This window comes from Streptomyces sp. NPDC031554, assembly GCF_055580685.1.
In genome coordinates, this window is the sequence record NZ_JBVIKX010000013.1 from 77275 (window position 1) to 98814 (window position 21540).

16 protein-coding genes and 1 pseudogene are annotated in these 21540 nt (G+C 75.7%); 7 read left to right on the top strand and 10 right to left on the bottom strand.

Annotated features, from left to right (window positions below):
• Positions 1-73: 73 nt before the first annotated feature.
• Together ACZ5FU_RS28695 and ACZ5FU_RS28700 are read left to right on the top strand one after the other, a co-directional pair.
• A complete protein-coding gene (locus ACZ5FU_RS28695) occupies positions 74-1237 on the top strand; it encodes an exonuclease SbcCD subunit D (protein ID WP_468838953.1) in 1164 nt (387 codons plus the stop codon).
• The gene (locus ACZ5FU_RS28700) at positions 1234-4224 is read left to right on the top strand and encodes an AAA family ATPase (protein WP_451530301.1); all 2991 of its coding nucleotides are present in this window, start codon (positions 1234-1236) and stop codon (positions 4222-4224) included. Before ACZ5FU_RS28695 ends, ACZ5FU_RS28700 begins: the two co-directional genes overlap by 4 nt.
• Here the strand turns inward: ACZ5FU_RS28700 and ACZ5FU_RS28705 are convergent.
• Complete coding sequence (locus tag ACZ5FU_RS28705) at positions 4218-4664, bottom strand: Lrp/AsnC family transcriptional regulator (protein ID WP_451530300.1); 447 nt, start codon at positions 4662-4664, stop codon at positions 4218-4220. The two genes, ACZ5FU_RS28700 and ACZ5FU_RS28705, sit on opposite strands and share 7 nt — an antisense overlap.
• 121 nt (positions 4665-4785) lie before the next feature.
• On the opposite strand from ACZ5FU_RS28705, the gene ACZ5FU_RS28710 reads away from it, so the two are divergent.
• A complete protein-coding gene (locus tag ACZ5FU_RS28710; protein WP_469047350.1) occupies positions 4786-5340 on the top strand; it encodes a rhodanese-like domain-containing protein in 555 nt (184 codons plus the stop codon).
• A gap of 449 nt (positions 5341-5789) precedes the next feature.
• Here the strand turns inward: ACZ5FU_RS28710 and ACZ5FU_RS28715 are convergent, their stop codons facing one another.
• Both ACZ5FU_RS28715 and ACZ5FU_RS28720 read right to left on the bottom strand, forming a co-directional pair.
• Positions 5790-7481 (bottom strand): DUF885 domain-containing protein, encoded by a 1692-nt coding sequence (locus ACZ5FU_RS28715; RefSeq protein WP_451530298.1) that lies wholly within the window; start codon positions 7479-7481, stop codon positions 5790-5792.
• 33 nt (positions 7482-7514) lie between these two features.
• Entirely contained in the window at positions 7515-8006 is a 492-nt protein-coding gene (locus tag ACZ5FU_RS28720; protein WP_451530297.1) for an Lrp/AsnC family transcriptional regulator, read from the bottom strand.
• Positions 8007-8066: 60 nt separating this feature from the next.
• Here ACZ5FU_RS28720 and ACZ5FU_RS28725 point away from each other — a divergent pair, with 60 nt between their 5' ends.
• Positions 8067-9284, top strand: coding sequence for a trans-sulfuration enzyme family protein (locus tag ACZ5FU_RS28725; RefSeq protein WP_451779522.1), 1218 nt, complete (start codon positions 8067-8069; stop codon positions 9282-9284).
• A 273-nt stretch (positions 9285-9557) separates the two neighbouring features.
• On the opposite strand, the gene ACZ5FU_RS28730 is transcribed toward ACZ5FU_RS28725, so the two are convergent.
• From ACZ5FU_RS28730 to pdxR, 3 genes are all read right to left on the bottom strand, one after another.
• A complete protein-coding gene (locus ACZ5FU_RS28730; RefSeq protein WP_451530295.1) occupies positions 9558-10988 on the bottom strand; it encodes a GNAT family N-acetyltransferase in 1431 nt (476 codons plus the stop codon).
• Positions 10989-11163: 175 nt separating this feature from the next.
• Complete coding sequence (locus ACZ5FU_RS28735; RefSeq protein WP_468838967.1) at positions 11164-12738, bottom strand: alkaline phosphatase D family protein; 1575 nt, start codon at positions 12736-12738, stop codon at positions 11164-11166.
• Between the two features lie 131 nt (positions 12739-12869).
• The gene (pdxR, locus tag ACZ5FU_RS28740) at positions 12870-14297 is read right to left on the bottom strand and encodes a MocR-like pyridoxine biosynthesis transcription factor PdxR (RefSeq protein ID WP_468838970.1); all 1428 of its coding nucleotides are present in this window, start codon (positions 14295-14297) and stop codon (positions 12870-12872) included.
• Between the two features lie 47 nt (positions 14298-14344).
• Here pdxR and ACZ5FU_RS28745 point away from each other — a divergent pair.
• Positions 14345-15181 (top strand): annotated as a pseudogene (locus ACZ5FU_RS28745) (EamA family transporter); the annotation flags it as partial.
• Between the two features lie 45 nt (positions 15182-15226).
• Here ACZ5FU_RS28745 and ACZ5FU_RS28750 read toward each other — a convergent pair.
• Positions 15227-16057 (bottom strand): alpha/beta fold hydrolase, encoded by an 831-nt coding sequence (locus ACZ5FU_RS28750; protein WP_451530292.1) that lies wholly within the window; start codon positions 16055-16057, stop codon positions 15227-15229.
• Between the two features lie 482 nt (positions 16058-16539).
• Between ACZ5FU_RS28750 and ACZ5FU_RS28755 the strand changes: the two genes are divergently transcribed.
• Entirely contained in the window at positions 16540-17301 is a 762-nt protein-coding gene (locus ACZ5FU_RS28755) for a GntR family transcriptional regulator (RefSeq protein ID WP_469047352.1), read from the top strand.
• 112 nt (positions 17302-17413) lie between these two features.
• Here ACZ5FU_RS28755 and ACZ5FU_RS28760 read toward each other — a convergent pair whose 3' ends face one another.
• From ACZ5FU_RS28760 to ACZ5FU_RS28770, 3 genes are all read right to left on the bottom strand, one after another.
• Entirely contained in the window at positions 17414-18571 is a 1158-nt protein-coding gene (locus ACZ5FU_RS28760) for an ROK family transcriptional regulator (protein WP_451779511.1), read from the bottom strand.
• Positions 18572-18659: 88 nt separating this feature from the next.
• A complete protein-coding gene (locus ACZ5FU_RS28765; protein WP_468838974.1) occupies positions 18660-19334 on the bottom strand; it encodes a response regulator in 675 nt (224 codons plus the stop codon).
• 16 nt (positions 19335-19350) lie between these two features.
• Positions 19351-20511 carry a sensor histidine kinase gene (locus tag ACZ5FU_RS28770; protein ID WP_451530288.1) on the bottom strand — a complete coding sequence of 387 codons (1161 nt, stop codon included), beginning with the start codon at positions 20509-20511 and terminating at the stop codon, positions 19351-19353.
• A gap of 108 nt (positions 20512-20619) precedes the next feature.
• Between ACZ5FU_RS28770 and ACZ5FU_RS28775 the strand changes: the two genes are divergently transcribed.
• On the top strand, positions 20620-21540 hold the full coding sequence (locus ACZ5FU_RS28775) for an ABC transporter ATP-binding protein (RefSeq protein ID WP_469047355.1): 921 nt from the start codon (positions 20620-20622) through the stop codon (positions 21538-21540).

The following is a 21540-nucleotide window of genomic DNA, read 5'->3' on the forward strand; positions in this document are numbered from 1 at the left end:
AGCGGGCACCAAGGGCCGAACTTGGCGGAGCGGCCGCCCCTGCTGCCGTGGCCTCCCGATACGCTCGGGAACCATGAGGCTCCTGCACACTTCCGACTGGCACCTCGGCCGGGCATTCCACCGGGTGAACATGCTCGGCGCCCAGGCCGGATTCATCGGCCACCTCGTCGACACCGTGCGGGAGCGCGAGGTGGACGCCGTGCTCGTGTCGGGGGACGTGTACGACCGCGCGGTACCACCGCTCGCCGCCGTCGAGCTGTTCGACGACGCCCTGCACCGCCTCGCCGGTCTGGGCGTGCCCACGGTGATGATCTCCGGCAACCACGACTCCGCCCGGCGGCTCGGCGTGGGCGCCGGACTGATCCGGCGCGCGGGCGTCCACCTGCTGACCGACCCGGCCGCGGCCGGCACGCCGGTGATCCTGGGCGACGCCCACGGCGACGTCGCCCTCTACGGCCTCCCCTATCTCGAACCCGCCCTGGTCAAGGACGAGTTCGGCGTGGAGAAGGCCGCGCACGAGACGGTGCTCGCCGCCGCCATGGACCGGGTCCGGGCCGACCTCGCGGGCCGCCCGCCGGGAACCCGCTCGGTCGTCCTCGCGCACGCCTTCGTCACGGGCGGCCGGCCCAGCGAGAGCGAGCGCGACATCACCGTCGGCGGGGTCGCCTCCGTGCCGGCCGGTGTCTTCGACGGCGTCGACTACGCGGCGCTCGGGCACCTGCACGGCTGCCAGACCCTCACCGAGCGCGTGCGCTACTCCGGCTCCCCGCTGCCGTACTCCTTCTCGGAGGCCGACCACCGCAAGACCATGTGGCTCGTCGACCTCGACGCCGGCGGAGAGGTCACCGCCGAGCGGATCGACTGCCCCGTCCCCCGTCGACTGGCCCGGCTGCGCGGCACGCTGGAGGAACTGCTCGCCGACCCCCTGCTCGACCGGCACGAGGAGGCGTGGGTCGAGGCGACCCTCACCGACGCCGTGCGCCCGGCCGACCCCATGGCCCGGCTCACCGACCGCTTCCCGCACACCCTCAGCCTCGTCTTCGCCCCCGAGCGCGCCCCGGACGACCCCGACGTGTCCTACGCCCGGCGCCTCGCGGACCGCAGCGACCAGGAGATCGCCGAGGACTTCGTGGCGCACGTGCGCGGCGCGGGCCCCGACACGCACGAACAAGGCGTGCTGCGGGACGCCTTCGACGCGGTGCGCGCGGACGACAGCGCGCGGGAGGTGACCCGGTGAGGCTGCACCGCCTCGACCTGACCGCCTTCGGGCCCTTCGGCGGCAGGCAGAGCGTCGACTTCGACGAGCTGTCCGCCGCCGGGCTCTTCCTGCTCCACGGGCCGACGGGCGCGGGCAAGACCTCCGTCCTGGACGCCGTGTGCTACGCGCTGTACGGCTCCGTCCCCGGCGCCCGGCAGAGCGGTCAGGGCCTGTCGCTGCGCAGCGACCACGCCGCCCCCGGCACCCGCACCGAGGTCACCCTCGAACTCACCGTCGCCGGAAGGCGGTTGGAGGTCACCCGGCAGCCGCCCTGGGAGCGCCCCAAGAAGCGCGGCACCGGCACCACCGTCGAGAAGGCCCAGACCTGGCTGCGCGAGCACGACGCCGTCGCCGGGACCTGGAAGGACCTCAGCCGCTCCCACCAGGAGGTCGGCGAGGAGATCACCCAACTGCTCGGCATGAGCCGCGAGCAGTTCTGCCAGGTCGTGCTGCTGCCCCAGGGCGACTTCGCACGGTTCCTGCGCGCCGACGCCGAGGCCCGCGGCCGGCTGCTCGGCCGCCTCTTCGACACCCGGCGCTTCGCCGACGTCGAGAAACGGCTCGCCGAGCGCCGGCGTACGGCCGAGGCGCGCGTGCGGGAGGGCGACGCGGCGCTCCTGGCCGACGCGCACCGCATGCAGCAGGCCGCCGGCGACGCCATGGACCTGCCCGAAATGGCACCGGGCGAGCCGGGCCTGGCCGAGGCCGTGCTGACCGCCGCCGCCATGGCCCGCTGCACCGCCCGGGAGCGGCTGACGATCGCCGAGTGCGGCCGTCTGGCCGCAGGCTCCGTGCAGGCGGCCGCCGAGCGCGCGCTGGCCGACGCGCGCGAACTCGACCGGTCGCAGCGGCGGTTCGCCGAAGCGCGGGAGCGGGCCCGGCTGCTGGAGGAGCGGGCCGGAGCCCACCGTGAGGCGCGGGCGCGGCAGGAACGGGCGCGCAAGGCCGAGGCGGTGGCGCCGGCTCTGGAACTGCGGGAGGCCGCCGACGCCGAGCACCGCGGGGCCGCCGCCGCCGAGGCACGCGCACGCGCGCTGCTGCCGGAGCGGTTCGCCGACGCCGGCGCGGCCGGACTCGCCTCCGCCGCCCGCCGCGCCGCGGAGGAGCTGGGTGGGCTGGAGTCGGCCCGCCGCGGCGAACGACGGCTGGCCGCACTCCTCGCGGAGCGCACCGACCTGGACCGCCAGGAGCGCGCCGACGAGGACGTGCTCGCCGAGACCGAGGGCTGGCTCGCCGACTGGGACGCCACCCGCGCGGCGCTCCAGGAGCGGGTCGAGTCCGCCCAGGAGGCCGCCACCCGCGCCGAACAGCTCGCCGGGCAGCGCGAGCCCGCCCGCCGCCGGCTGGCCGCCGCCCGGCTGCGCGACCGGCTAGCCTGTGACACCGACGACGCCCGGCGGGAGGCGCTCGCCGCCGGTGAGCGGGCACTGGCGGCCCGCACCCACTGGCTCGACCTCAAGGAACAGCGGCTCAGCGGCATCGCCGCCGAACTGGCCGCCACCCTGCGCGCGGGCGAACCCTGCGCGGTCTGCGGCGGCACCGACCACCCCGCTCCCGCCCGCAAGGTTGCCGGACACGTCGGCCGGGAGGCGGAGGAGGAGGCCCTCGCCGCCTACCAGCGCGCCGAACAGGAGCGCACGGACGCCGAGCGCGACCTCGGACGCCTCCGGGAGGACCTCGCCGCCGCCCGCGCCGAGGCCGGAGACACCCCCACCGGACAACTCGCCGCGGAGAGCGACGAGTTGGAACGCGTCCACGATCAGGCCCGCCGGGACGCCTCCGCGCTGCACTCCGCGCGCGAGGAGCTGCGCCGGGCCGAGCAGGAACACGAGCGCCGCACGGCCGCCCAGCGGGAGGCCGCCGTCAGGGCCGCCTCCCGGGTGGGCCACCGCGAGCGGCTGGAGCGCGAACGCCTCGCTCTGGAGGAGGAGCTGGCCGAGGCGCGGGGCAGCTCACCGAGTGTGTCCGCACGGGCGGAGAAGTTGGAGCGGCAGGCCGCGCGGCTCGCCGACGCGGCCGACGCGGCCCGCGCCGCCGAGGAGAGCGCCGGCCGCCTCAAGGCCGCCGACGGCCGCCTCGACGAGGCCGCCTTCCGGGCCGGCTTCGACACCCCGCAGGCCGCCGCCGACGCCCTCCTCGACGAGGCGGACCACCGCGACCTGCAACACCGCCTGGACGCCTGGCAGTCCGAGGAGGCCGCCGTACGGGCCGTCCTCGCCGAGCCCGGCACCGTGGCCGCCGGCCACCGGCCCCCCGTCGACCTCGCCGCAGCCGAGCACGAGGCCGGCCGGGCCGCCGAACGGCTGCGCCGGGCCGCCTCCGCCCAGGACGCGGCCGCCCGCCGCTGCGCCGAACTCGACCGGCTCTCCGCGCACGCGGCCGACGCCGTACGGCGGCTCGCACCGCTGCGCGAGGAGTACGAGCGGGTGGCCCGCCTGGCCAGCCTCACCGCGGGCACCTCGGCGGACAACGAGCGCAAGATGCGCCTGGAGGCGTACGTCCTGGCCGCCCGTCTGGAACAGGTGGCCGCCGCCGCGACCGTCCGCCTCCAGCGCATGTCGTCCGGGCGGTACACCCTCGTGCACTCCGACGACCGGGCCGGGCGCGGCCGCAGCGGGCTCGGCCTGCACGTCGTCGACGCCTGGACCGGACGCGAACGGGACACGGCCACGCTGTCCGGCGGCGAGACCTTCTTCGCCTCCCTCGCCCTCGCCCTCGGCCTCGCGGACGTCGTCACCGACGAGGCGGGCGGGGTCCGGCTGGACACCCTCTTCATCGACGAGGGGTTCGGCAGCCTCGACGACCAGACGCTGGACGAGGTCCTCGACGTCCTCGACTCCCTGCGCGAACGCGACCGCAGCGTAGGCATCGTGAGCCACGTCGCCGACCTGCGGCGGCGCGTCCACGCCCAGCTGGAGATCGTGAAGGGACGGTCCGGATCGGTGGTGCGGCAGCGTGGTCAGTGACCGAGCGGGCGCCGGGGCAGCGGCGAGGAGTAGACGACACTGGTCGTGACCGACCCCAGGCCGCCGATCTTCCCCGTCAGCTCCTCCAGGTGCCGCATGGAGCGGGCGGCGACCTTGATGACGAAGCAGTCGTCGCCCGTGACGTGATGCGCCTCCAGGATCTCGGGCGTGACGGCCACGAGGTCGTGGAAGGGCTTGTAGTTGCCGTTGGGGTAGCGCAGCCGCACGAACGCCAGGATCGACAGCCCCAGCCGCTCGGGATCCACGACCGCCGCGTACCCCTGGATGACGCCCGCCTCCTCCAGCCGCCGCACCCGCTCGGTGACCGCGCTCGCGGACATCGACACGGCCCGCGCCAGGTCGGCGAAACTGGCCCGGCCCTCCCGCTGGAGGACCTCGAGAATGCGCCAGTCGGTGGCGTCCGGGGAATACACGGTCATTGCCGAGGAATACCAGGGGAATCCCCGGTCCGGCAAGATCCACGCCGGGGAACGGCCCTTCAACGGGACGGCCGGCGGCCGTAGATTTCCGGTCATCCCCACCACACCGAGAGGCCCACAGATGACCGCCACCCCCGCCGTTGCGCCCGCCGCCGCCGTGGCCACCCCCGCCGTCGTGACCGCCACCGCCGTGGCCGCCGCCCCCTCGCCCGCCGCCGACCGCGTCCTGCGGTTCGCCCCCGCCGCCCCGGCCGACGCCGCCGCCCACTTCCGGGCCTCCCTCGTCTTCCACGCCGACGTCTCCGACGTGGCCGCCGCGCTGGAGGCCGGCGGCGGCCCCGGCTTCGTCGTCCTGGACTCCCGCTCCACCGAGTCCTGGGACCAGGGCCACATCCCCGGCGCAGTCCACCTGCCGACCGCGCTCATCGCCGAGCGGGCCGGGCAGCTCCTCGACAAGGACGTGCCGGTGGTGACGTACTGCTGGGGCCCCGGCTGCAACGGGGCCACCCGGGCCGCCCTCGCCCTCGCCGAACTCGGCTACCGGGTCAAGGAGATGCTGGGCGGCTTCGAGTACTGGGTGCGCGAGGGCTTCGCGTTCGAGACCCGGCAGGGTCCCGAGCGGCGCGGCGCCGATCCGCTCACTTCCCCGGTGGTGGCGGCGGACTGCGGCTGCTGAACGAGGGCCGCGGCACGGACCGGCCGGGCGGTCCGCCCCTGCGTCCCGCCGACCCGCCGACCGCTCGCGGGTGCGACCGGCCACCGTGGGTGCGGGGCCCGCTCCGCCGGCCCGTCCCCGGGCCGGCCCGCCGGTGCCCCTGCCCGTCGCCGGGATGACCGCCCGCGCCGGGCCAGCCCGCCGCACGTCCTTGCGGCCGCCGCCCCCGTGGGACGGTCGGCCGGCGTGGCGCGCGCCGCCGCCGGCGGGGCCGCACGGGGCCGAGGGTGCGGCGACCGGCCGTGCACCCGCCCGCTGCCGGGGGACGGGCGGCGAGCAGCCGCCGCCCGTGCCGCCCGCCGCTGTCCGCGTCCCCGGTCGGGCCTGCGCCCGCAGAGTTGCTCGGCGTACGGCCGAGGGTGCGGCAGCCGGCCGGAGCGGGGCGGCGGGCTGGGTGGGGCCTGCCGGTGTCAGAGCCGTGCCAGCTCCTCCACCAGGTCGTCCAGACCCAGGGAGCCCTGTGAGAGGGCCGCCATGTGCCACGACTTGAGGTCGAAGGCGTCGCCGCGACGGGCCCGGGCCCGTTCCCGGCCCAGCAGCCAGGCGCGTTCGCCGAGCTTGTAGCCGATCGCCTGGCCGGGGATGCTCAGGTAGCGGGTCAGCTCGCTCGCCACGTAGTCCCCGGGGCGGCTGCTGTGCGCGTCGAAGAACTCCTCGGCCAGCTCCGGCGTCCAGCGCTCGCCCGGCCGGAAGGGGGAGCCGGCCGGGATCTCCAGCTCCGCGTGCATGCCGATGTCGATGATGACGCGCACGGCGCGCAGCATCTGCGCGTCCAGGTAGCCGAGGCGCTGCTCGGCGTCCGTGAGGAAGCCCAGTTCGTCCATCAGCCGCTCCGCGTACAGCGCCCAGCCCTCGGCGTTGGCGCTGACCATGCCCACGGTGGCCTGGTAGCGGGAGAGGTCCTTGGCCACGTAGGTCCACTGGGCCAGCTGGAGGTGATGGCCGGGGACCCCCTCGTGGTACCAGGTGGAGACCAGGTCGTAGACCGGGAAGCGGGTCAGGCCCATGGTCGGCAGCCAGGTGCGGCCGGGCCGGGAGAAGTCCTCGGACGGCGGCGTGTAGTAGGGGGCCGCGGCGCCGCCGGGCGGCGCGACGCGCGACTCGACCCTGCGCACCGGTGCGGCGAGTTCGAAGTGGGTGCCGTCCAGCGCGTCGACGGCCTGGTCCATGAGTCCCTGGAGCCAGTCGCGGACCTCGTCGACGCCCTCGATGTGCCGGCCGTGCTCGTCGAGGTGCGCGAGCGCCGTCCACGGCGTCGCGGCGCCCGGCAGGACCTTCTCCGCCTCCTGCCGCATCTCGGCGAGGAGCCGGTGGTACTCGGCCCAGCCGTAGGCGTACGCCTCGTCGAGGTCGAGGTCGGTGCCGTTGTAGTAGCGCGCCCAGCGGGCGTACCGCTCCCGACCGACGGTGTCCGGGGCGCCCTGCACGGCCGGCACGTACACGTCCCGCATCCAGTCCCGCAGTTCGCCCAGGGCGGCGTTCGCGGTGCGGGCCGCCTGCTCCAGTTCGGCGCGCAGCGCCTCGGGGCCGGCGGAGACGAAGTCCTCGAACCAGCCGCGGCCCGAGCCGTCGGTGTCCGTCCACTCCGCGAGCTGCTCCGTGAAGGTGACCGCCGGCCGGGGAGCCCCGTACAGCTTGCGCTCCAGGCCGAGCGCCAGGGACTCCCGGTAGCCCGCCAGCGCGGCGGGCACCGCGCGCAGCCGCTCGGCGATCGCAGCCCAGTCCGCCTCGGTCTCCGCGGGCGTCACGGTGAACACCTCGCGCACCTGGTGCGCCGGCGAGGACAGGTTGCTGACCTCGCGCAGGCCCTCCTCGGCCTCGTGGACGGCGAGCTGGGCGGTCAGCCGCTCGCGCAGCAGGCGTGCGCACCGGCGCTCGACGTCACTGTCCGCGCCGGGCGCGCGTTCCGCTTCGTCGAGCTCGGCCAGCGTGTCGCGCGCGAGTCGTGCGCGTGCCTCCTGCCCCGCCGGCGAGAAGTCGGGCAGACGGCTCGAACTCTCCCGCACACCGAGGAAGGTTCCGGTCACCGGGTCGAGGGCGATGAGGGCGTCGACGTAGGCGTCGGCGACCGCACGGGGCAGCGGACTGTTGGTCTGTGACATGGACACCATCCTCGTACGCGACGGTGCCGCACGTCACGGCGTTCGGCCCGAAGCCGTCGCCGGCAGCAGCGGCCCGCAGTCCCACTGCTGGAAGATCAGCCGGGTCTCCACCCGGGCCACCTCCCGGCGTGCCGTGAACTCGTCGAGGACCAGCCGCTGGAGGTCCGCCATGTCCGCGACGGCCACGTGCACCAGGTAGTCGTCGGGACCGGTGAGGTGGAAGACGGTCAGCGCCTCCGGCAGCCCCCGGATGCGCTCCACGAACGGCCCCACCAGTTCCCGCCGGTGCGGCCGCACCTGCACGGACAGCAGCGCCTGCAGTCCGCGTCCCAGCTTGGCCGGATCGAGCCGCAGCCGGTCGCCGAGGATCACGCCGGAGCGGCGCAGCCGCGTCACCCGGTCCAGGCAGGTCGACGGCGCGAGCCCGACCTGCGCGGCGAGGTCGCGGTAGGTCGTCCGGGCGTCGTTCTGGAGCAGCCGCAGCAGCTGGAGGTCCACCGGGTCGAGTACGACGGATTCGGCCATCGGCCGAACGTAGCACGGCTTCTACCCCGGAGGGGCCGTCCGTTGTTCACCCTGCCGTCCATGGACTCAGCCGCAGCGAGCACACGCGCGTACCCGGACCCCGCGGGCACGCACGCGTACGACGACGTACGCACGTCCGGAGCGCCCCGCGCACTGGCCACCGAGGCCGTGCACGCCGGGCGGGACGACCTGGCCCGTCAGGGCCTGCACGCCCCGCCCATCGACCTGTCCACCACCTACCCCTCCTACGACAGCCGTGCCGAGGCCGCCCGCATCGACGCGTTCGCGGCGACCGGCGCCGAACCGGAGGGCCCACCGGTCTACGGCCGGCTCGGCAACCCGACCGTCGCCCGCTTCGAGACCGCGCTGGCCCGGCTGGAGGGCACCGGCAGCGCGGTCGCCTTCGCCAGCGGCATGGCCGCGCTGAGCGCGGTGCTGCTGGCCCGCGCCTCCCTGGGCCTGCGGCACGTGGTCGCGGTCCGTCCGCTGTACGGGTGCAGCGATCACCTGCTGACCGCCGGGCTGCTCGGCACGGAGGTGACCTGGACCGACCCGGCCGGGATCACGGACGCGCTGCGCCCGGACACGGGCCTGGTCATGGTCGAGTCGCCCGCCAACCCGACCCTCGCCGAGGTGGATCTGCGGGCGGTCGCGCACTCCTGCGGTTCGGTGCCGCTGCTCGTCGACAACACCTTCGCCACGCCGGTGCTGCAACGCCCCGCCGAGCAGGGGGCGCGGCTGGTGCTGCACAGCGCGACGAAGTACCTGGGCGGCCACGGGGACGTCCTGGCGGGCGTGGTGGCCTGCGACGAGGAGTTCGCCGGACTGCTGCGACAGGTGCGTTTCGCCACCGGCGGGGTGCTGCACCCGCTGGCCGGCTACCTGCTGCTGAGGGGTCTGTCGACACTGCCGGTCCGGGTGCGGGCCGCCTCCGCGACGGCCGCCGAACTGGCCCGTCGCCTGGCCGCCGACCCGCGCGTGGCGCGCGTGCACTACCCGCGGATCGGCGGCGCGATGGTCGCCTTCGAGGTGCACGGTGACCCGCACGAGGTGATCGCCGGCGTGCGCCTGGTCACCCCGGCCGTGAGCCTCGGCAGCGTCGACACCCTCATCCAGCACCCGGCGTCCATCAGCCACCGGATCGTGGGCGCGGAGGACCGCAGGGGAGCCGGGGTCGGTGACCGGCTGCTGCGGATGTCGGTGGGCCTGGAGGACGTCGAGGACCTGTGGGCGGATCTGGACGCCGCGCTGAACGGGTCCGTGGTCACGGTCGGCTGACGCCCCGCGCCCTGCTCCCGGGGGAAGCAGGGGGACCGAGGAGGGGAGGCGAACGGCGAACGGCCCGGCGACCGAACTGTCGCCGGGCCGTTCGCCGTCGCCGTCCGAGCCGCCGTCCGAGCCGCGGTCCGAGCCGCGGTCCGAGCCGCGGTCCGAGCCGCGGTCCGAGCCGCGGTCCGAGCCGCGGTCCGAGCCGCGGTCCGAGCCGCCGTGCGGCCGCCCGTCGACCGAGGTCTCCCGGGCGGCCGGGGACGATCGGGTGCGGCGTCCGGCTCAGTCGCGGAAGGTCCGCTCCGTGTGCGGCCCGTACGGCTGCCGGGAGCCGGCGGCGGCCGTGTCCAGACGGGCGGTGATGACGAGCGTGCCCTCCTCGATCTGGTAGTCGAGCGGGAGGCCGAGGCCGCGCATGGCGGCGACCATCCCGGTGTTGGAGGCCTGCGTCACCGCGTACACGCTCTCGCAGCCCGCCTCGACGGCCATCGCGACCAGCCGGCCGAGCAGTTCGGCGCCGATGCCGCGCCGCTGCCACTCGTCCTCGACGAGCAGCGCGACCTCCGTCTCGTCGCCGTCCCACAGCAGGTGGCCGAGGCCGACGACGCGCCCCGACGGGGTCTGCACGGCCAGCGTGCGGCCGAAACGCGGGCTGAGCAGGTGCTTGAGGTAGCGGTCGGCGTCACCGACCGGCCCGTGGTAGCGCATGCCGAGGGTGCGCGGCGAGCAGCGCTCGTGCATGGCCTTCGCCGCCGCCAGGTCACCGGGGTCGGCCCGCCGCACGGTGATGGCGTCGCCCTCGGGGAGCGTCAGCACGTCCTGGCCCGGCGGGACGCGCGGACCCAGCCGGGCGTCCAGCTCCACCAGGGCCCGCGCCCGCGCGAACTCGGTGGGCGTGAACGGCAGGTACGGCCGCTCCACGGTGATCACTCCGCCTTCAGGCGCCCGCAGGCGCATCACGGTGTCCTCCAGGTCCAGGACCCCTTCCACGGGCACGCCCTCCGGCCCGCGCCCCGCGCCGCGCACCGCGGCGGGCAGCGAGCGGATCGTGCAGCGACCCAGCAGCTGGCGCAGCGCCAGCGGCAGTTCGGCGGCGTCCAGCGCGGTCCGGGTGGCCAGGCCCAGCACCCGGGTCGGGGCGTCGACCAGGTCGTGGGCGTCGGCCCGCTCGATCCAGGTGCCGGAGCCGCCCGCCCGTGCCACGGCCCGGCCGATCTCGGCGGCCGCGAGCGCGCCGGGAGCCCGCAGCAGGAACTCGTCCACGGTGTCCCGGCCCAGCGGGTGCGTCTGGAGGCTCAGGATGTCGACGCGGTGCTCCGCCAGCGCCGTGCACAGCGCGGCCAGCGAGCCCGGGGCGTCCTTCACCGTGGTCCGCATCCGCCACAGGGTGCTCTCGCCGGCGACGCCGTCGGGGAGCGTGGACGGCCCGGCCTGCGCCTCGGTGGAGGGCGGCCGGGCGCCGGTATCGCCGGTGGGCGGTGCGTGGCCGTGGCGTCGTGACCACCAGACGTGGAATCCGGCCGTGGCCACCAGGGCGACCGCCGAGATCACCAGCAGTCGTGGACCCTGCGGACCGTGGCCCACGAGGTCGGCCACCACGTCGGCCACCGCGACCGCCGTGAACAGGGCGGCGAGCTCCACGACGTCCCGCCGCCAGTGGTGCGCCGGGCGGCCGTGCCTGGTCCGCGTCACATCGGACATGTCTCGAGTCATGCAGCCACTGTGAAGGAATGGTGTTGCGCGATCACGAACGGTTTGTGACCGATGGGTAAAGGATACATTTGTCCTTTTTATTAATTCTTTGACGTTCCCGGGCCGTGGCCCCCGTGCGGGCGCCGCGCACCGGGAGATGACGCCGGTGCGCGGACCGCCTCCCAGGATAAGGGAGTTACTGCCCGACCCGGCCCGGCTGGAGCGCCTTGGTGAACAGCACGGTGCCGTCCTGCTCGCGCAGCCGCACGGTCAGCTCCCCGCTACCGCCGTCGATGTCGACCTCGCCGAAGAACTGGTAGCCGCCGGCCGGGGAGACGTTGGCGGTGGCGGGGGCCTTGACGAACACCCGGTCCGGGCCGAAGGTGCCGTCCAGCGCGTTCGCCGGGAAGGCGCCCGCGTTGAGCGGCCCGGAGACGAACTCCCAGAACGGCGCGAAGTCCTTGAACGCCGCCCGCGACGGGTCGTAGTGCTGCGCCGAGGTGTAGTGGACGTCGGCCGTCAGCCAGACCGTCCCCGTGATCCGCCGGTGCTTGACGAACCGCAGCAGTTCGGCGATCTGCAGTTCCCGGCCCAGCGGCGCGCCCGGGTCGCCCTGGGCGACCGCCTCGACGTTCGGCCGGCCGTCCGTGCCGTCGGGCACGACCAGGCCGAGCGGCATGTCGGAGGCGATCACCTTCCACACCGCCCGGGAGCGGGACAGCTCGCGCTTGAGCCACGCCAGCTGCTCCTCGCCGAGGATGCCCTGGACGTCCGTGCCCTGGTCGCCGGGGGAGTTGGCGTTCCGGTGGGTGCGCATGTCCAGGACGAACACGTCCAGCAGGGGACCGTGGTGCTGCACCCGGTAGACGCGGCCGTCCGGGCGGCGCAGCGTGGAGATCGGGAAGTACTCGGAGAACGCCCGCCGGGCGCGGGAGGCCAGCACGTCGACGCTCTTCTCGGTGTACCGCGCGTCGGCGAGGATCTCGCCGGGGTACCAGTTGTTGGTGACCTCGTGGTCGTCCCACTGGACGATCGAGGGCACGCGCGCGTTGAACGCCCGAAGGTTCTCGTCCAGCAGGTTGTAGCGGAAGTTGCCGCGGAACTCCGCGAGGGTCTCGGCGACCTTCGACTTCTCCTCCGTGGTGACGTTCCGCCAGGTCCGCCCGTCGGGCAGGGCCACCGTCGCCTCGATGGGGCCGTCGGCGTAGACGTTGTCGCCGCTGCACAGGAAGAAGTCCGGGTCGAGCGCGGCCATCGCGTCGTAGATCCGGTAACCGCCCAGCTCCGGGTTGATGCCCCAGCCCTGCCCGGCCAGATCGCCGGACCAGACGAACCGCACGCCGTCGCGCCGCCGTGCGGACACGGTCCGGAAGGTGCCGGTGACCGGCTCGCCGGTACGGCGCGGGTCCTCCGGGTCGGCCAGCAGCACGCGGTAGTGGATCTCCTGGCCGGACGGCAGCCCGTGCAGCCGCGTCGTGCCGGTGAAGTCCGTTCCGGCGCCGAGCAGCGGACCGCGCCAGCGGCGCGCGTTGCGGAACGACTCCGTCGCCGACGTCTCGACGATCATCCGCGCCGGCCGGTCCGAACGCACCCACACCAGCCCGGAGTCCGCGGTCACGTCCCCGGTCTGCACACCCCATTCCGCGCGGGGCCGCCCCGACAGGGCGAGGGCGGGCGCCGCGCCGAGGCCGACGGGCAGGGACAGGGCGGCGGACGCGGCGAGCGAGCCGCGCAGCACGCTGCGGCGTCCGGGGAGTGGACGGTGGGACATGGGTGGGCCTCCTGGAACGGGAACCTGCCGGTGTGCACCGCCACACCTACGGGAACGCCGCGGCGCGCACGCGAACCACGGGTGAACAACCGGCCGCGGAACCCCGCGGGCCGCCCCGTCGCCCCGCCCCGTCACCCCGCTCCCGCCAGCAGGCGGACGCCCTCCCGGATCCGCGCCGGCGACAGGTGCGCGTACCCGAGGACCAGCCGCACCCCCGGGCCGGGGACGGTGCCCGCGTGGGCGTACCCCGAGAGAGGACGCACCGCCACGCCCGCCGCCGTCGCCCGTGCGACGAACTCCGCCTCGGGGCCGTGGCGGCCGGGCAGCGCCGCGATGACGTGGAGGCCGGCGGCGATGCCGGTCACGCGGGTGCCGGGGAAGTGCTCCGCGAGCGCCGCCACGAGCGCGTCACGGCGGTCGCGGTAGGCGCGCTGGCAGCGGCGCAGCTGCCGGTCGTAGTCGCCGCGCTCCACGAAGCGGGCGAACAGCGCCTGGTCCAGCGCCGGATGACCCAGGTCCAGGGTCCGCTTGCGTTCGACGACCTCGTCGGCCAGCGCCTCGGGCACCAGCAGCCAGCCGAGCCGCAGCCCCGGCGCGAGGGACTTGCTGACCGACCCGGTGTACGCCACCCGCTCCGGGTCCAGCCCCTGCAACGCGCCCACCGGAGCACGGTCGTAGCGGAAGTCGCCGTCGTAGTCGTCCTCCAGCACGAAGCCGTCCACGGAGCGCGCCCAGTCGAGCAGCCGGGTGCGCCGCCGCGCCGAGTAGGCGATCCCGGTGGGGAACTGGTGCGCCGGCGTCGTCACCACGGACCGTACGCCCGATGCCCCCAGCGGCCCGAGCGCGATCCCCTCGTCGTCGAGGGGGACGGGCACGGCGGTGACGCCCGCCGCCGCGTACAGGGCGCCGTGCTGCGGGCTGCCGGGGTCCTCCACCCCCACGGCGTCGATGCCGCGCGCGCGGAGCACCAGCCCCAGCAGGGCCGTCGCCTGCGCCACGCCGGAGACGACCACGAGCCGCTCGGGATCGGCGACCACGCCCCGCCGCCGGGCGAGGAGGTCGGCCAGCGCGGTGCGCAGCCGGGGCAGCCCGCGCGGGTCCGGATAGCCCAGCTCGTGGTGCGCGAGCCCGGCCAGCACCCCGCGCTGCGCGGCGGCCCACGCAGCCCGCGGGAACAGCGACAGGTCGGGCGTCCCCGCCGTGAAGTCGGCCCGCGTGCCCGGGGAGCGGGGCGCGAGGTCACGCGCGCGCGGCGGCGCGGCGCGCACGGCACCGCTCACCCAGGTCCCGGCGCCGCGCCCGCTGCGCAGGTACCCCTCGGCCGCCAGTTGCTCGTACGCCTCGGTGACCAGACCGCGCGACACCCCGAGATCGGCCGCGAGGTCCCGGCTCGACGGCAGCCGGGTGCCCGACGCGAGGCGCCCCGAGCGGACCGCCTCGCGCAGGGCGGCCCGCAGGGTGCGGCCACGCGCGCGGGGCGGGGCGGAGGCGGCGGGCAGCAGCACCTCCCACGCGGCGGAGGCGGCGGCCCCCGCCGGATCGGTCCCCGATGACGTCATGGAAGTGGACCTTAAACCGGGCCGCCGCGCTTCCTAACGTCACCCTCATGACCGTCACCACCTCGCGCGGCGCCCTGCTCGCCGCGCTCGCCTGCGTCCTCGTGGGAGCATCCTTCACCGCCAACAGCGTCCTCGGCGCCTACCCGTACGCGGGCGGCCAGGCCCTGCGCTACGGCCTCGCGTGCCTGCTGCTCGCGCCGCTCGCCGGCGCCGGCTCCCTGTCCCGCCTGCGCGCCCTCACCGCCCGTGGGTGGATCCGCCTCGCCCTGCTCGCCGCCGTCGGCATGGTCGGCTTCAACCTGGCCGTCCTGGCCGCCGAACGTTCCGCCGAACCGGCCGTCCCCGGCGTCCTGGTGGGGTGCGCGCCGGTCGTCGTCGCGGTCCTCGTCCCGCTCCTGGAGGGACGCCGCCCGCGCCGCGCCGTCCTGTACGGCGCGTCGCTGGTCGCCGTCGGCGCGTTCACCGTGCAGGGCTGGGGCCGCACCGACGGCGCGGGCCTCGCCTGCTCGGTGGGCGCGCTGGGCGGCGAGGTCGGGTTCGCGGTGCTGGCCGTGCCCGTGCTGCGGCCGCTGGGCCCGCGGCTGCTGTCGGCCACGGTGTGCGCCCTGGCCGCCGCGGAGTCCGCGGCGGCGGGCCTGCTCCTCGACGGCGGCGGGTGGCTGCGACGCCCGGACGCCGGGGAGGCGGCCGCACTGCTGTGGCAGGCGGTCGTCGTCACCGTCGTCGGCTTCGTGTGCTGGTACACGGGCGTGCAGCGGATCGGCGCCGAGCGCGCCACGCTGTTCTCCGGCCTCATCCCCGTCGCCGCCGCCTGCACCGCGCCGCTCGTCGGCACGGGCTCCTACGGCCCCGCGCAGGCCGTCGGCAGCGCCCTCGTCGGAGCCGGGGTCGCCCTGGGTGCGGGAGCGCGGGGCCGCCTCCGCGGGGGCTCAGCGGCTGCCGTCGAGCAGCACGCGCGCCACGAGCGCCGGGTCGTCGTTCATCGGGCAGTGTCCGCAGCCGGGCAGCCGCACCAGCCGGGCCCGGGGGATGATCTGCTTGGCGCGGACGCCCTGGCGGCGCATCAGCAGCAGGTCGCGGGTGCCCCAGGCCACCGTGACCGGGATGCCGGGGACGTCGTCGGTGAACCGGACGGACCCACCGGAGCGCAGGGTCTGGTCGAACCCGGTGGCCCCGGCCAGCGCCAGCGTCTCGGCGACCACGGCCTCGGGTGAACGGCGCGCCGGACGGGCGTAGACGGTGCTGGTCAGGGCGGCCCGGCCGGCCGCCGACCGGGCCAGCCGCTCGACCAGCGGCAGCGGCATCCGCCGTGCGATCCGCCGCATCGTCAGCAGCACGCCGAAGGCGTAGCGCCGTTCCGCCTCCGACCAGAACCCCGCCGGGGACAGCGCGGTGACGGACCGTACGCGCTTGTCCCGGCCCAGCGCGAGGGCCAGCAGACCGCCCAGCGAGTTGCCCGCGACATGGGGCCGGTCCAGTTCCAGGGCCTCGCAGAAGGCGGAGAGCACCGCGGTCGTCGTGGACAGGTCGTGGACGAGCCCGGCGGGCAGGGGCGGGGACGCCCCGAAGCCGGGCAGGTCCACCGCGATCACCTCGCGCTCGGTGGCCAGGATGTCCACCACGGGGTCCCAGGCCTGCCGGTGGTGTCCGATGCCGTGCAGCAGGAGCAGCGGCTCACCGCGTCCCACGCGCGCGTAGGAGACGGTGACGGTCTGCGGTCCGTCGGGGGTGGGGACCGGGAAGGAGACGGTGGCGGACATGGGGCTGCTCCTCGTCTGAACGGGCGGAGGCGGTACGGGTCCGACGGCGGTGCGGCCGGTGACGGGACGGCCGGGACGGGCCGACCGGCGGCCGGTCGCCGGACAGCTTGTCAGCAATTCCTACCGACGGGTAGCCCCCGGCGGGCGCGCCGTCCGGACACGTGCCGGGGTCCCGGCCTCGTCCGCCCCCGTGCCCCCGCCTTCCTCGTGCCCCCGCCTTCCTCGTGCCCCCGACCCCCGCCCTCCCCGTCTCGTGCCCCCGCCCCCGGGCGCGACGGGAGTTCTGCCGGGACGTCACGGGAGCGGCCGAGTGCGAACGCCTCGTGAACCCTTGTGCGCCGGACACCTGTGGGCTCCCCGGCGTTGGAGGATTGGTCTTGACCAAGGGTGGGGGCCGTCCTATGGTCGCAGAGAAGTACAACAACCTTTAATAAACAAGGGCGCGAAAACGCCGACGTACCACGGCGATTGCGGAGGACAGGGTGGGGACCACGCAACTGGAATCGGTACCGGAACCGAAGTACTGGCATCTGAGGACTGTGCTCAGCGAGGCACTGGACTCGGAGTTCGCCGTGGGCGAGATCCTGCCCAACGAGCGGGACCTGGCCGCGCGCTTCGGCGTCGCCCGCGCCACGCTCCGGCAGGCGCTCGAGCAGCTCGAGCTGGAGGGCCGTCTGCAGCGCCGTCGCGGCGTCGGCACGACCGTCGCGCCGCCCCGGGTCGGGGTCGACGTCGGCACGGAGGGGGAGACCTGGCCCGGCGCGTCCGAGGACGCCTGGCAGCCCGTCGACTGCACGGTCGCGGCGCCGCCGCAGGCCGTCGCCGACGCGCTGGGCACCGACCGCGACGAGGCCGTGCACATCGTGCGGCGCTCACGGCTCTTCCACGGCCGGCCCGTCGCCGCGGAACTGCTCTACGTCCCGCGCTTCTCGGTGCCCGACCTGACCGCGATCGACACCCCGTCCGGAGCCGCACGCGCGCGTGCGGTGCTGCGCGAACTGCGGCGTCCTGCCCTGGAGGGCCAGGACCGCGCGGTGGAACTGGGCTCGGCCCGCGCGGACGACGCCAAGGAACTCGACCGGCTCCCCGGCGCACCCGTCCTCGTCGTCACCACCCGCTTCTTCGCCGAGGGCCGCACCGCGGCACTCTCCGTGGCGACCTACCGGGCGGACACCTGCCGCCTGACCTTCGGCGCCTCGGGCGCCGTGGAGATCCACCACGGCCCGGAACGCCAGGCGTCCTGACCGCCCGGCGACCGCACGGGCAGGCCCCCTGAACGGCCCGCCCCCGGCCGCACGGCCGGCGCGCCCCGGAGTCCTTCCGGGGCGCGCCGCCTCCCGGACCGCGCGGCGCGCCTCACGCGCGGCCCGTCACCGTGCCCTCCACCGCGAAGAGCTGCTCCTCGACGTGGTCGAGGGCCAGCCGCAGCGCACCCGTCGCCACGGCCGCCTCCCCGAGGAGGGACAGCGCCACCTTCGGCGGACGCAGGCAGTAACGCGCCAACTCCCGCCGCAGCGGCTCCAGTACGCCGTCCAGACCCGCCGCCCAGCCGCCCACCACGACCAGCTCGGGGTCGAGGGCGAGCGCCAGCGCGGCCACGTCGTGGACGAGCCGCTGGATGAAGCGCTCCACGGCCGCCCGCGCCCGCTGGTCACCCTCGCGGGCCTGTGCGAACACCCCGGCGACCGCCTGCTCGTCCAGCGGGTGCAGCGGTTCGTCCGTCGTGGACAGCAACGTCTCCGGCGTCACCCCGCGCCCCAGCAGGTGCAGCGCGCCGATCTCCCCGGCCGCCCCGCCGTACCCGCGGTGCAGCCGTCCCCCGATCAGCGAACCCGCGCCCGGACTCAGCCCGGCCAGCACGAACACGACGTCGTCGGACCCGGTGGCCGAACCCTTCCAGTGCTCGGCCACGGCCGCGGCGTTGGCGTCGTTCTCCACCAGCACCGGGCACTTGAAGGAACGGCTCAGCCGCTCGCCCAGGCGCAGCCCCGTCCACTCGGGCAGCGCGGTGCCCAGCCGCACCGTCCCGTCCGCCTCCACGATGCCGGGCGTGCCGACACCGACGGCCCGCAGGGAGCTGCGCGGGACCCCGGCCCGCCGCAGGAGTTCGGCGACGGCGGTCCGCAGCCGTTCCAGCCGCTCGTCGGCGGGCGCCGACTCGTCGACGTCCTTCGCCTGCGCGCCCAGCACCCGCCCGTCCAGGTCCGCCAGGAGCACGGCCACCCGGTGCGCCCCGATCTCCAGACCCAGCAGGTGACCGGCCTCGGCCCGGAACCGGAACCGGCGCGCGGGACGCCCCTGCCGGCGGGCGGCGCCCTCCTCGGCGGCCTTCTCGACGACGAGACCGGCCCTCATGAGGTCCTCGACGACCCCCTCGACGGTCGGCCGGGACAGCCCCGTCACCCGCGTGATCTCCGTGAGCGTCGCGCAGTCGGCGGCACGCAGCGCGTGCAGCACCACCGCGGAATTGATCCTTCGCAACAGCGAGGGATCCCCGCCGGTCAGCCGCCCCAACGTCCGTCCTCCCAGCTCGTGCGCGTGTGGGGCGGATCGTACTCGGCGCGCGGCACCCGGGCGAGCGCGGACGGCGCGCCGCCCCGCCTCACCCGCCGGCCCGGCCCGCCGTGACGAACCCCGACTCGTACGCCGTGATCACCGCCTGCGTGCGGTCGCGGACCGCCAGCTTCGTCAGCACCGCGCTCACATGCGACTTGACGGTCTCCGCGCCGACCACCAGCCGCACGGCGATCTCCGCGTTGGACAACCCGCCCGCCATCAGCCGCAGCACCTCGGCCTCCCGCTCGGTCAGCCGCGCCCGCTCCAGCAGGTCCCGCGCCGCCCGGTCGCCCGGCCTCTCGCCGTACGAGGCGGCCAACCGCCGTACCGACGCCGGGAACAGCAGCGACCCGCCCTCGGCGACGAGCCGCACCGCGTGCACGATCTCCGCGGGCCTGGCCCGCTTCAGCAGGAACCCGTCCGCCCCCGCGCGCAGCGCCTCGTACACGTACTCGTCGTTCTCGAAGGTCGTCACGACGAGGATGCGCGGCGGCCGCTCCACCGTCCGCAGCACCGCGCGCGTGGCCTCGATCCCGTCCATCAACGGCATCCGCACGTCCATGGCGACGACGTCGGGCCGCAGGCGCCGCACCAGCGGGATCACCGCGGCCCCGTCCGCGGCCTCCCCGACGACCTCGATGTCGGGCTGCGCCTCCAGTACGGCCCGCAGCCCGGCACGCACCAGGGGTTCGTCGTCGACGAGGAGCACGGTGACCGGCATCCGGCCAGTCTATGGATCAGCCCAACGGCAGTTCCACGCGCACCCGCCAGTCGCCCTCGTCGGGCCCCGTCCACGCGCGGCCGCCCAGGAGCGCGGCGCGCTCGCGTATGCCCCGCAGTCCGCTGCCCCGCCCGGGGCCGGGGCCGGGCACGTCCTCCGTCAGAGGGTTGCGGATCTCCAGGAGCAGCGTGCCCCCGGCGACGCCGATCCGGACCCGCACGGGGACCGTTCCCGCGTGCCGCAACGTGTTCGTCAGCGACTCCTGCAGGATGCGGTAGCCCTCGCGGGACACCGGTCCCGGAGCGGTCTCCACAGGGCCCGTCACCTCGGCGTCGACCTCCGCCCCGGACGCGCGGGCGGACTCCAGCAGCCGGTCGGCGTCCACGAGCGTCGGGCGGCCGCCGACGGGCTTCTCCGGCTCGCGCAGCACGCCCAGGACCCGCTCCAGGTCCTCCAGCGCCGCCCGGCCGCTCTCCTCGATGGCGTCCAGCGCCCGGTCGGTGAAACCGGGGTCGCCCGCCGCCCGCGCGGCACCGGCCTGCACGACGGCGACGGTCAGGGCGTGGCCGATGGAGTCGTGCAGTTCCCGCGCGATGCGGGTGCGCTCCAGGAGCTGCTCGGTCCTGGCCTCCAGGGCGGCCAGCCGTTCGGCGGGGGAGGGGCCGAGCAGGCGGCGCGCGGCCGCGGTGACCAGTGCGCCGAGACCCACCACGACCGCGTACAGGACGACCAGGGGCAGCGGCGCGAGCAGCGCGTAGGCCCAGTGGTGGTGCGCCTCCTCCAGCACCGGCACGCCCCCGGGCACCGTCCCGGTGGCCAGCTGCACCAGCGAGACGGTCAGCAGCGGCAGCCACACCGTGGCGAAGACCGCCACCAGCGCCAGCGCCAGACGCACCGTCAGCCACAGCGCGGTGCGCAGCCGGTCCCGCCACGTCGCCGCCGGCTCCTCCGAGATTCCCGGCTGTCGCTCACCGGGCGTCAGGAGCAGCCGGGCCTGCACGCCCTCGCCCCTGCGCACCGGGGAGACCAGCCCCAGCGGAACCAGTACGAGCGCGGGCAGCCAAGGCGTCCCGGGATCGATGAACATCCACACGCTGAACGGCAGTCCGGGCACCCACAGGTGCAGCAGTCGTGTGTACGTCGTCCCCCGCAGCAGGGGGCGCAGCAAGCGGCCCATGCGGACATCGTGACAGGCACCGCCGGCCCGCGGTCTCCCCCGGGCGGGGGAGGCGGACCCCACCGGCGGGGGAGGACCGGCACCCGGCCCGACGGCCACCATGGAGCCATGACCAGCATCGACGTCCGCGACCTCACCAAGGAGTTCGGCCCCCGGCGGGCCGTGGACCGGCTCACCTTCCGCGTCCTGCCCGGCCGCGTCACCGGCTTCCTCGGCCCCAACGGCGCCGGCAAGTCCACCACCCTGCGCCTCGTCCTCGGCCTCGACCGGCCGACCTCGGGAACCGCCACCCTCGGCGGGCGCCCCTATCCCACGCTGCCCGAACCCCTGCGCCACGTCGGGGCGTTGCTCGACGTCGGGGCCCCGCACGGCTCCCGCACCGGCCGCGACCACCTGCGGGCCCTCGCCGCGAGCAACCGCATCCCCGTCCGCCGGGTCGACGAGGTGCTGGAGGAGACCGGGCTGGCACCGGCCGCGCGCCGCCGCGTGAGGACGTACTCCCTCGGCATGCGGCAACGGCTGGGCATCGCCGCCGCCCTGCTCGGCGACCCCGGGGTGGTGCTGCTCGACGAGCCCTCCAACGGCCTCGACCCCGAAGGCATCGTCTGGATCCGCGGGCTGCTGCGCCGGCTGGCGGGCGAGGGGCGCACCGTCCTGGTCTCCAGCCACCTCATGAACGAGACGGCCTCCTTCGCCGACCACCTCGTGGTCCTCGGACGGGGCCGGCTGCTGGCCGACACCCCCGTGCGGGACTTCATCGACGCGCGCGTACGGCCCCGGGTCCGCGTCCGCACCTCCGACCCCGCCGCCCTGGAGAAGGTTCTGGCCCGGCACGGACACGAGGCGGTCGCCCACGACGACGGCCACTGGACGGTGCACCGCGCGCGCGTGGACGACATCGGCCGGCTCGCCTCCGAGGCGGGCGTCCCGCTGCTCGAACTGACCGCGGAGGAAGGCACGCTGGAACAGGCCTACCTCGATCTCACCGCCGCCGAAGCCGAGTTCGCGGCCGCTCCCCAGGAGGTCTGA

Bases quoted from the DNA above. Each gene is read 5' to 3' on its own strand.
- ACZ5FU_RS28695 (WP_468838953.1), top strand. From the start codon at position 74: ATGAGGCTCCTGCACACTTCCGACTGGCACCTCGGCCGGGCATTCCAC.
- ACZ5FU_RS28705 (WP_451530300.1), bottom strand. From the start codon at position 4,664: ATGACCGTGTATTCCCCGGACGCCACCGACTGGCGCATTCTCGAGGTC.
- ACZ5FU_RS28710 (WP_469047350.1), top strand. From the start codon at position 4,786: ATGACCGCCACCCCCGCCGTTGCGCCCGCCGCCGCCGTGGCCACCCCC.
- ACZ5FU_RS28715 (WP_451530298.1), bottom strand. From the start codon at position 7,481: ATGTCACAGACCAACAGTCCGCTGCCCCGTGCGGTCGCCGACGCCTAC.
- ACZ5FU_RS28720 (WP_451530297.1), bottom strand. From the start codon at position 8,006: ATGGCCGAATCCGTCGTACTCGACCCGGTGGACCTCCAGCTGCTGCGG.
- ACZ5FU_RS28725 (WP_451779522.1), top strand. From the start codon at position 8,067: ATGGACTCAGCCGCAGCGAGCACACGCGCGTACCCGGACCCCGCGGGC.
- ACZ5FU_RS28730 (WP_451530295.1), bottom strand. From the start codon at position 10,988: ATGACTCGAGACATGTCCGATGTGACGCGGACCAGGCACGGCCGCCCG.
- ACZ5FU_RS28735 (WP_468838967.1), bottom strand. From the start codon at position 12,738: ATGTCCCACCGTCCACTCCCCGGACGCCGCAGCGTGCTGCGCGGCTCG.
- pdxR (WP_468838970.1), bottom strand. From the start codon at position 14,297: ATGACGTCATCGGGGACCGATCCGGCGGGGGCCGCCGCCTCCGCCGCG.
- ACZ5FU_RS28750 (WP_451530292.1), bottom strand. From the start codon at position 16,057: ATGTCCGCCACCGTCTCCTTCCCGGTCCCCACCCCCGACGGACCGCAG.
- ACZ5FU_RS28765 (WP_468838974.1), bottom strand. From the start codon at position 19,334: ATGCCGGTCACCGTGCTCCTCGTCGACGACGAACCCCTGGTGCGTGCC.
- ACZ5FU_RS28770 (WP_451530288.1), bottom strand. From the start codon at position 20,511: ATGGGCCGCTTGCTGCGCCCCCTGCTGCGGGGGACGACGTACACACGA.
- ACZ5FU_RS28775 (WP_469047355.1), top strand. From the start codon at position 20,620: ATGACCAGCATCGACGTCCGCGACCTCACCAAGGAGTTCGGCCCCCGG.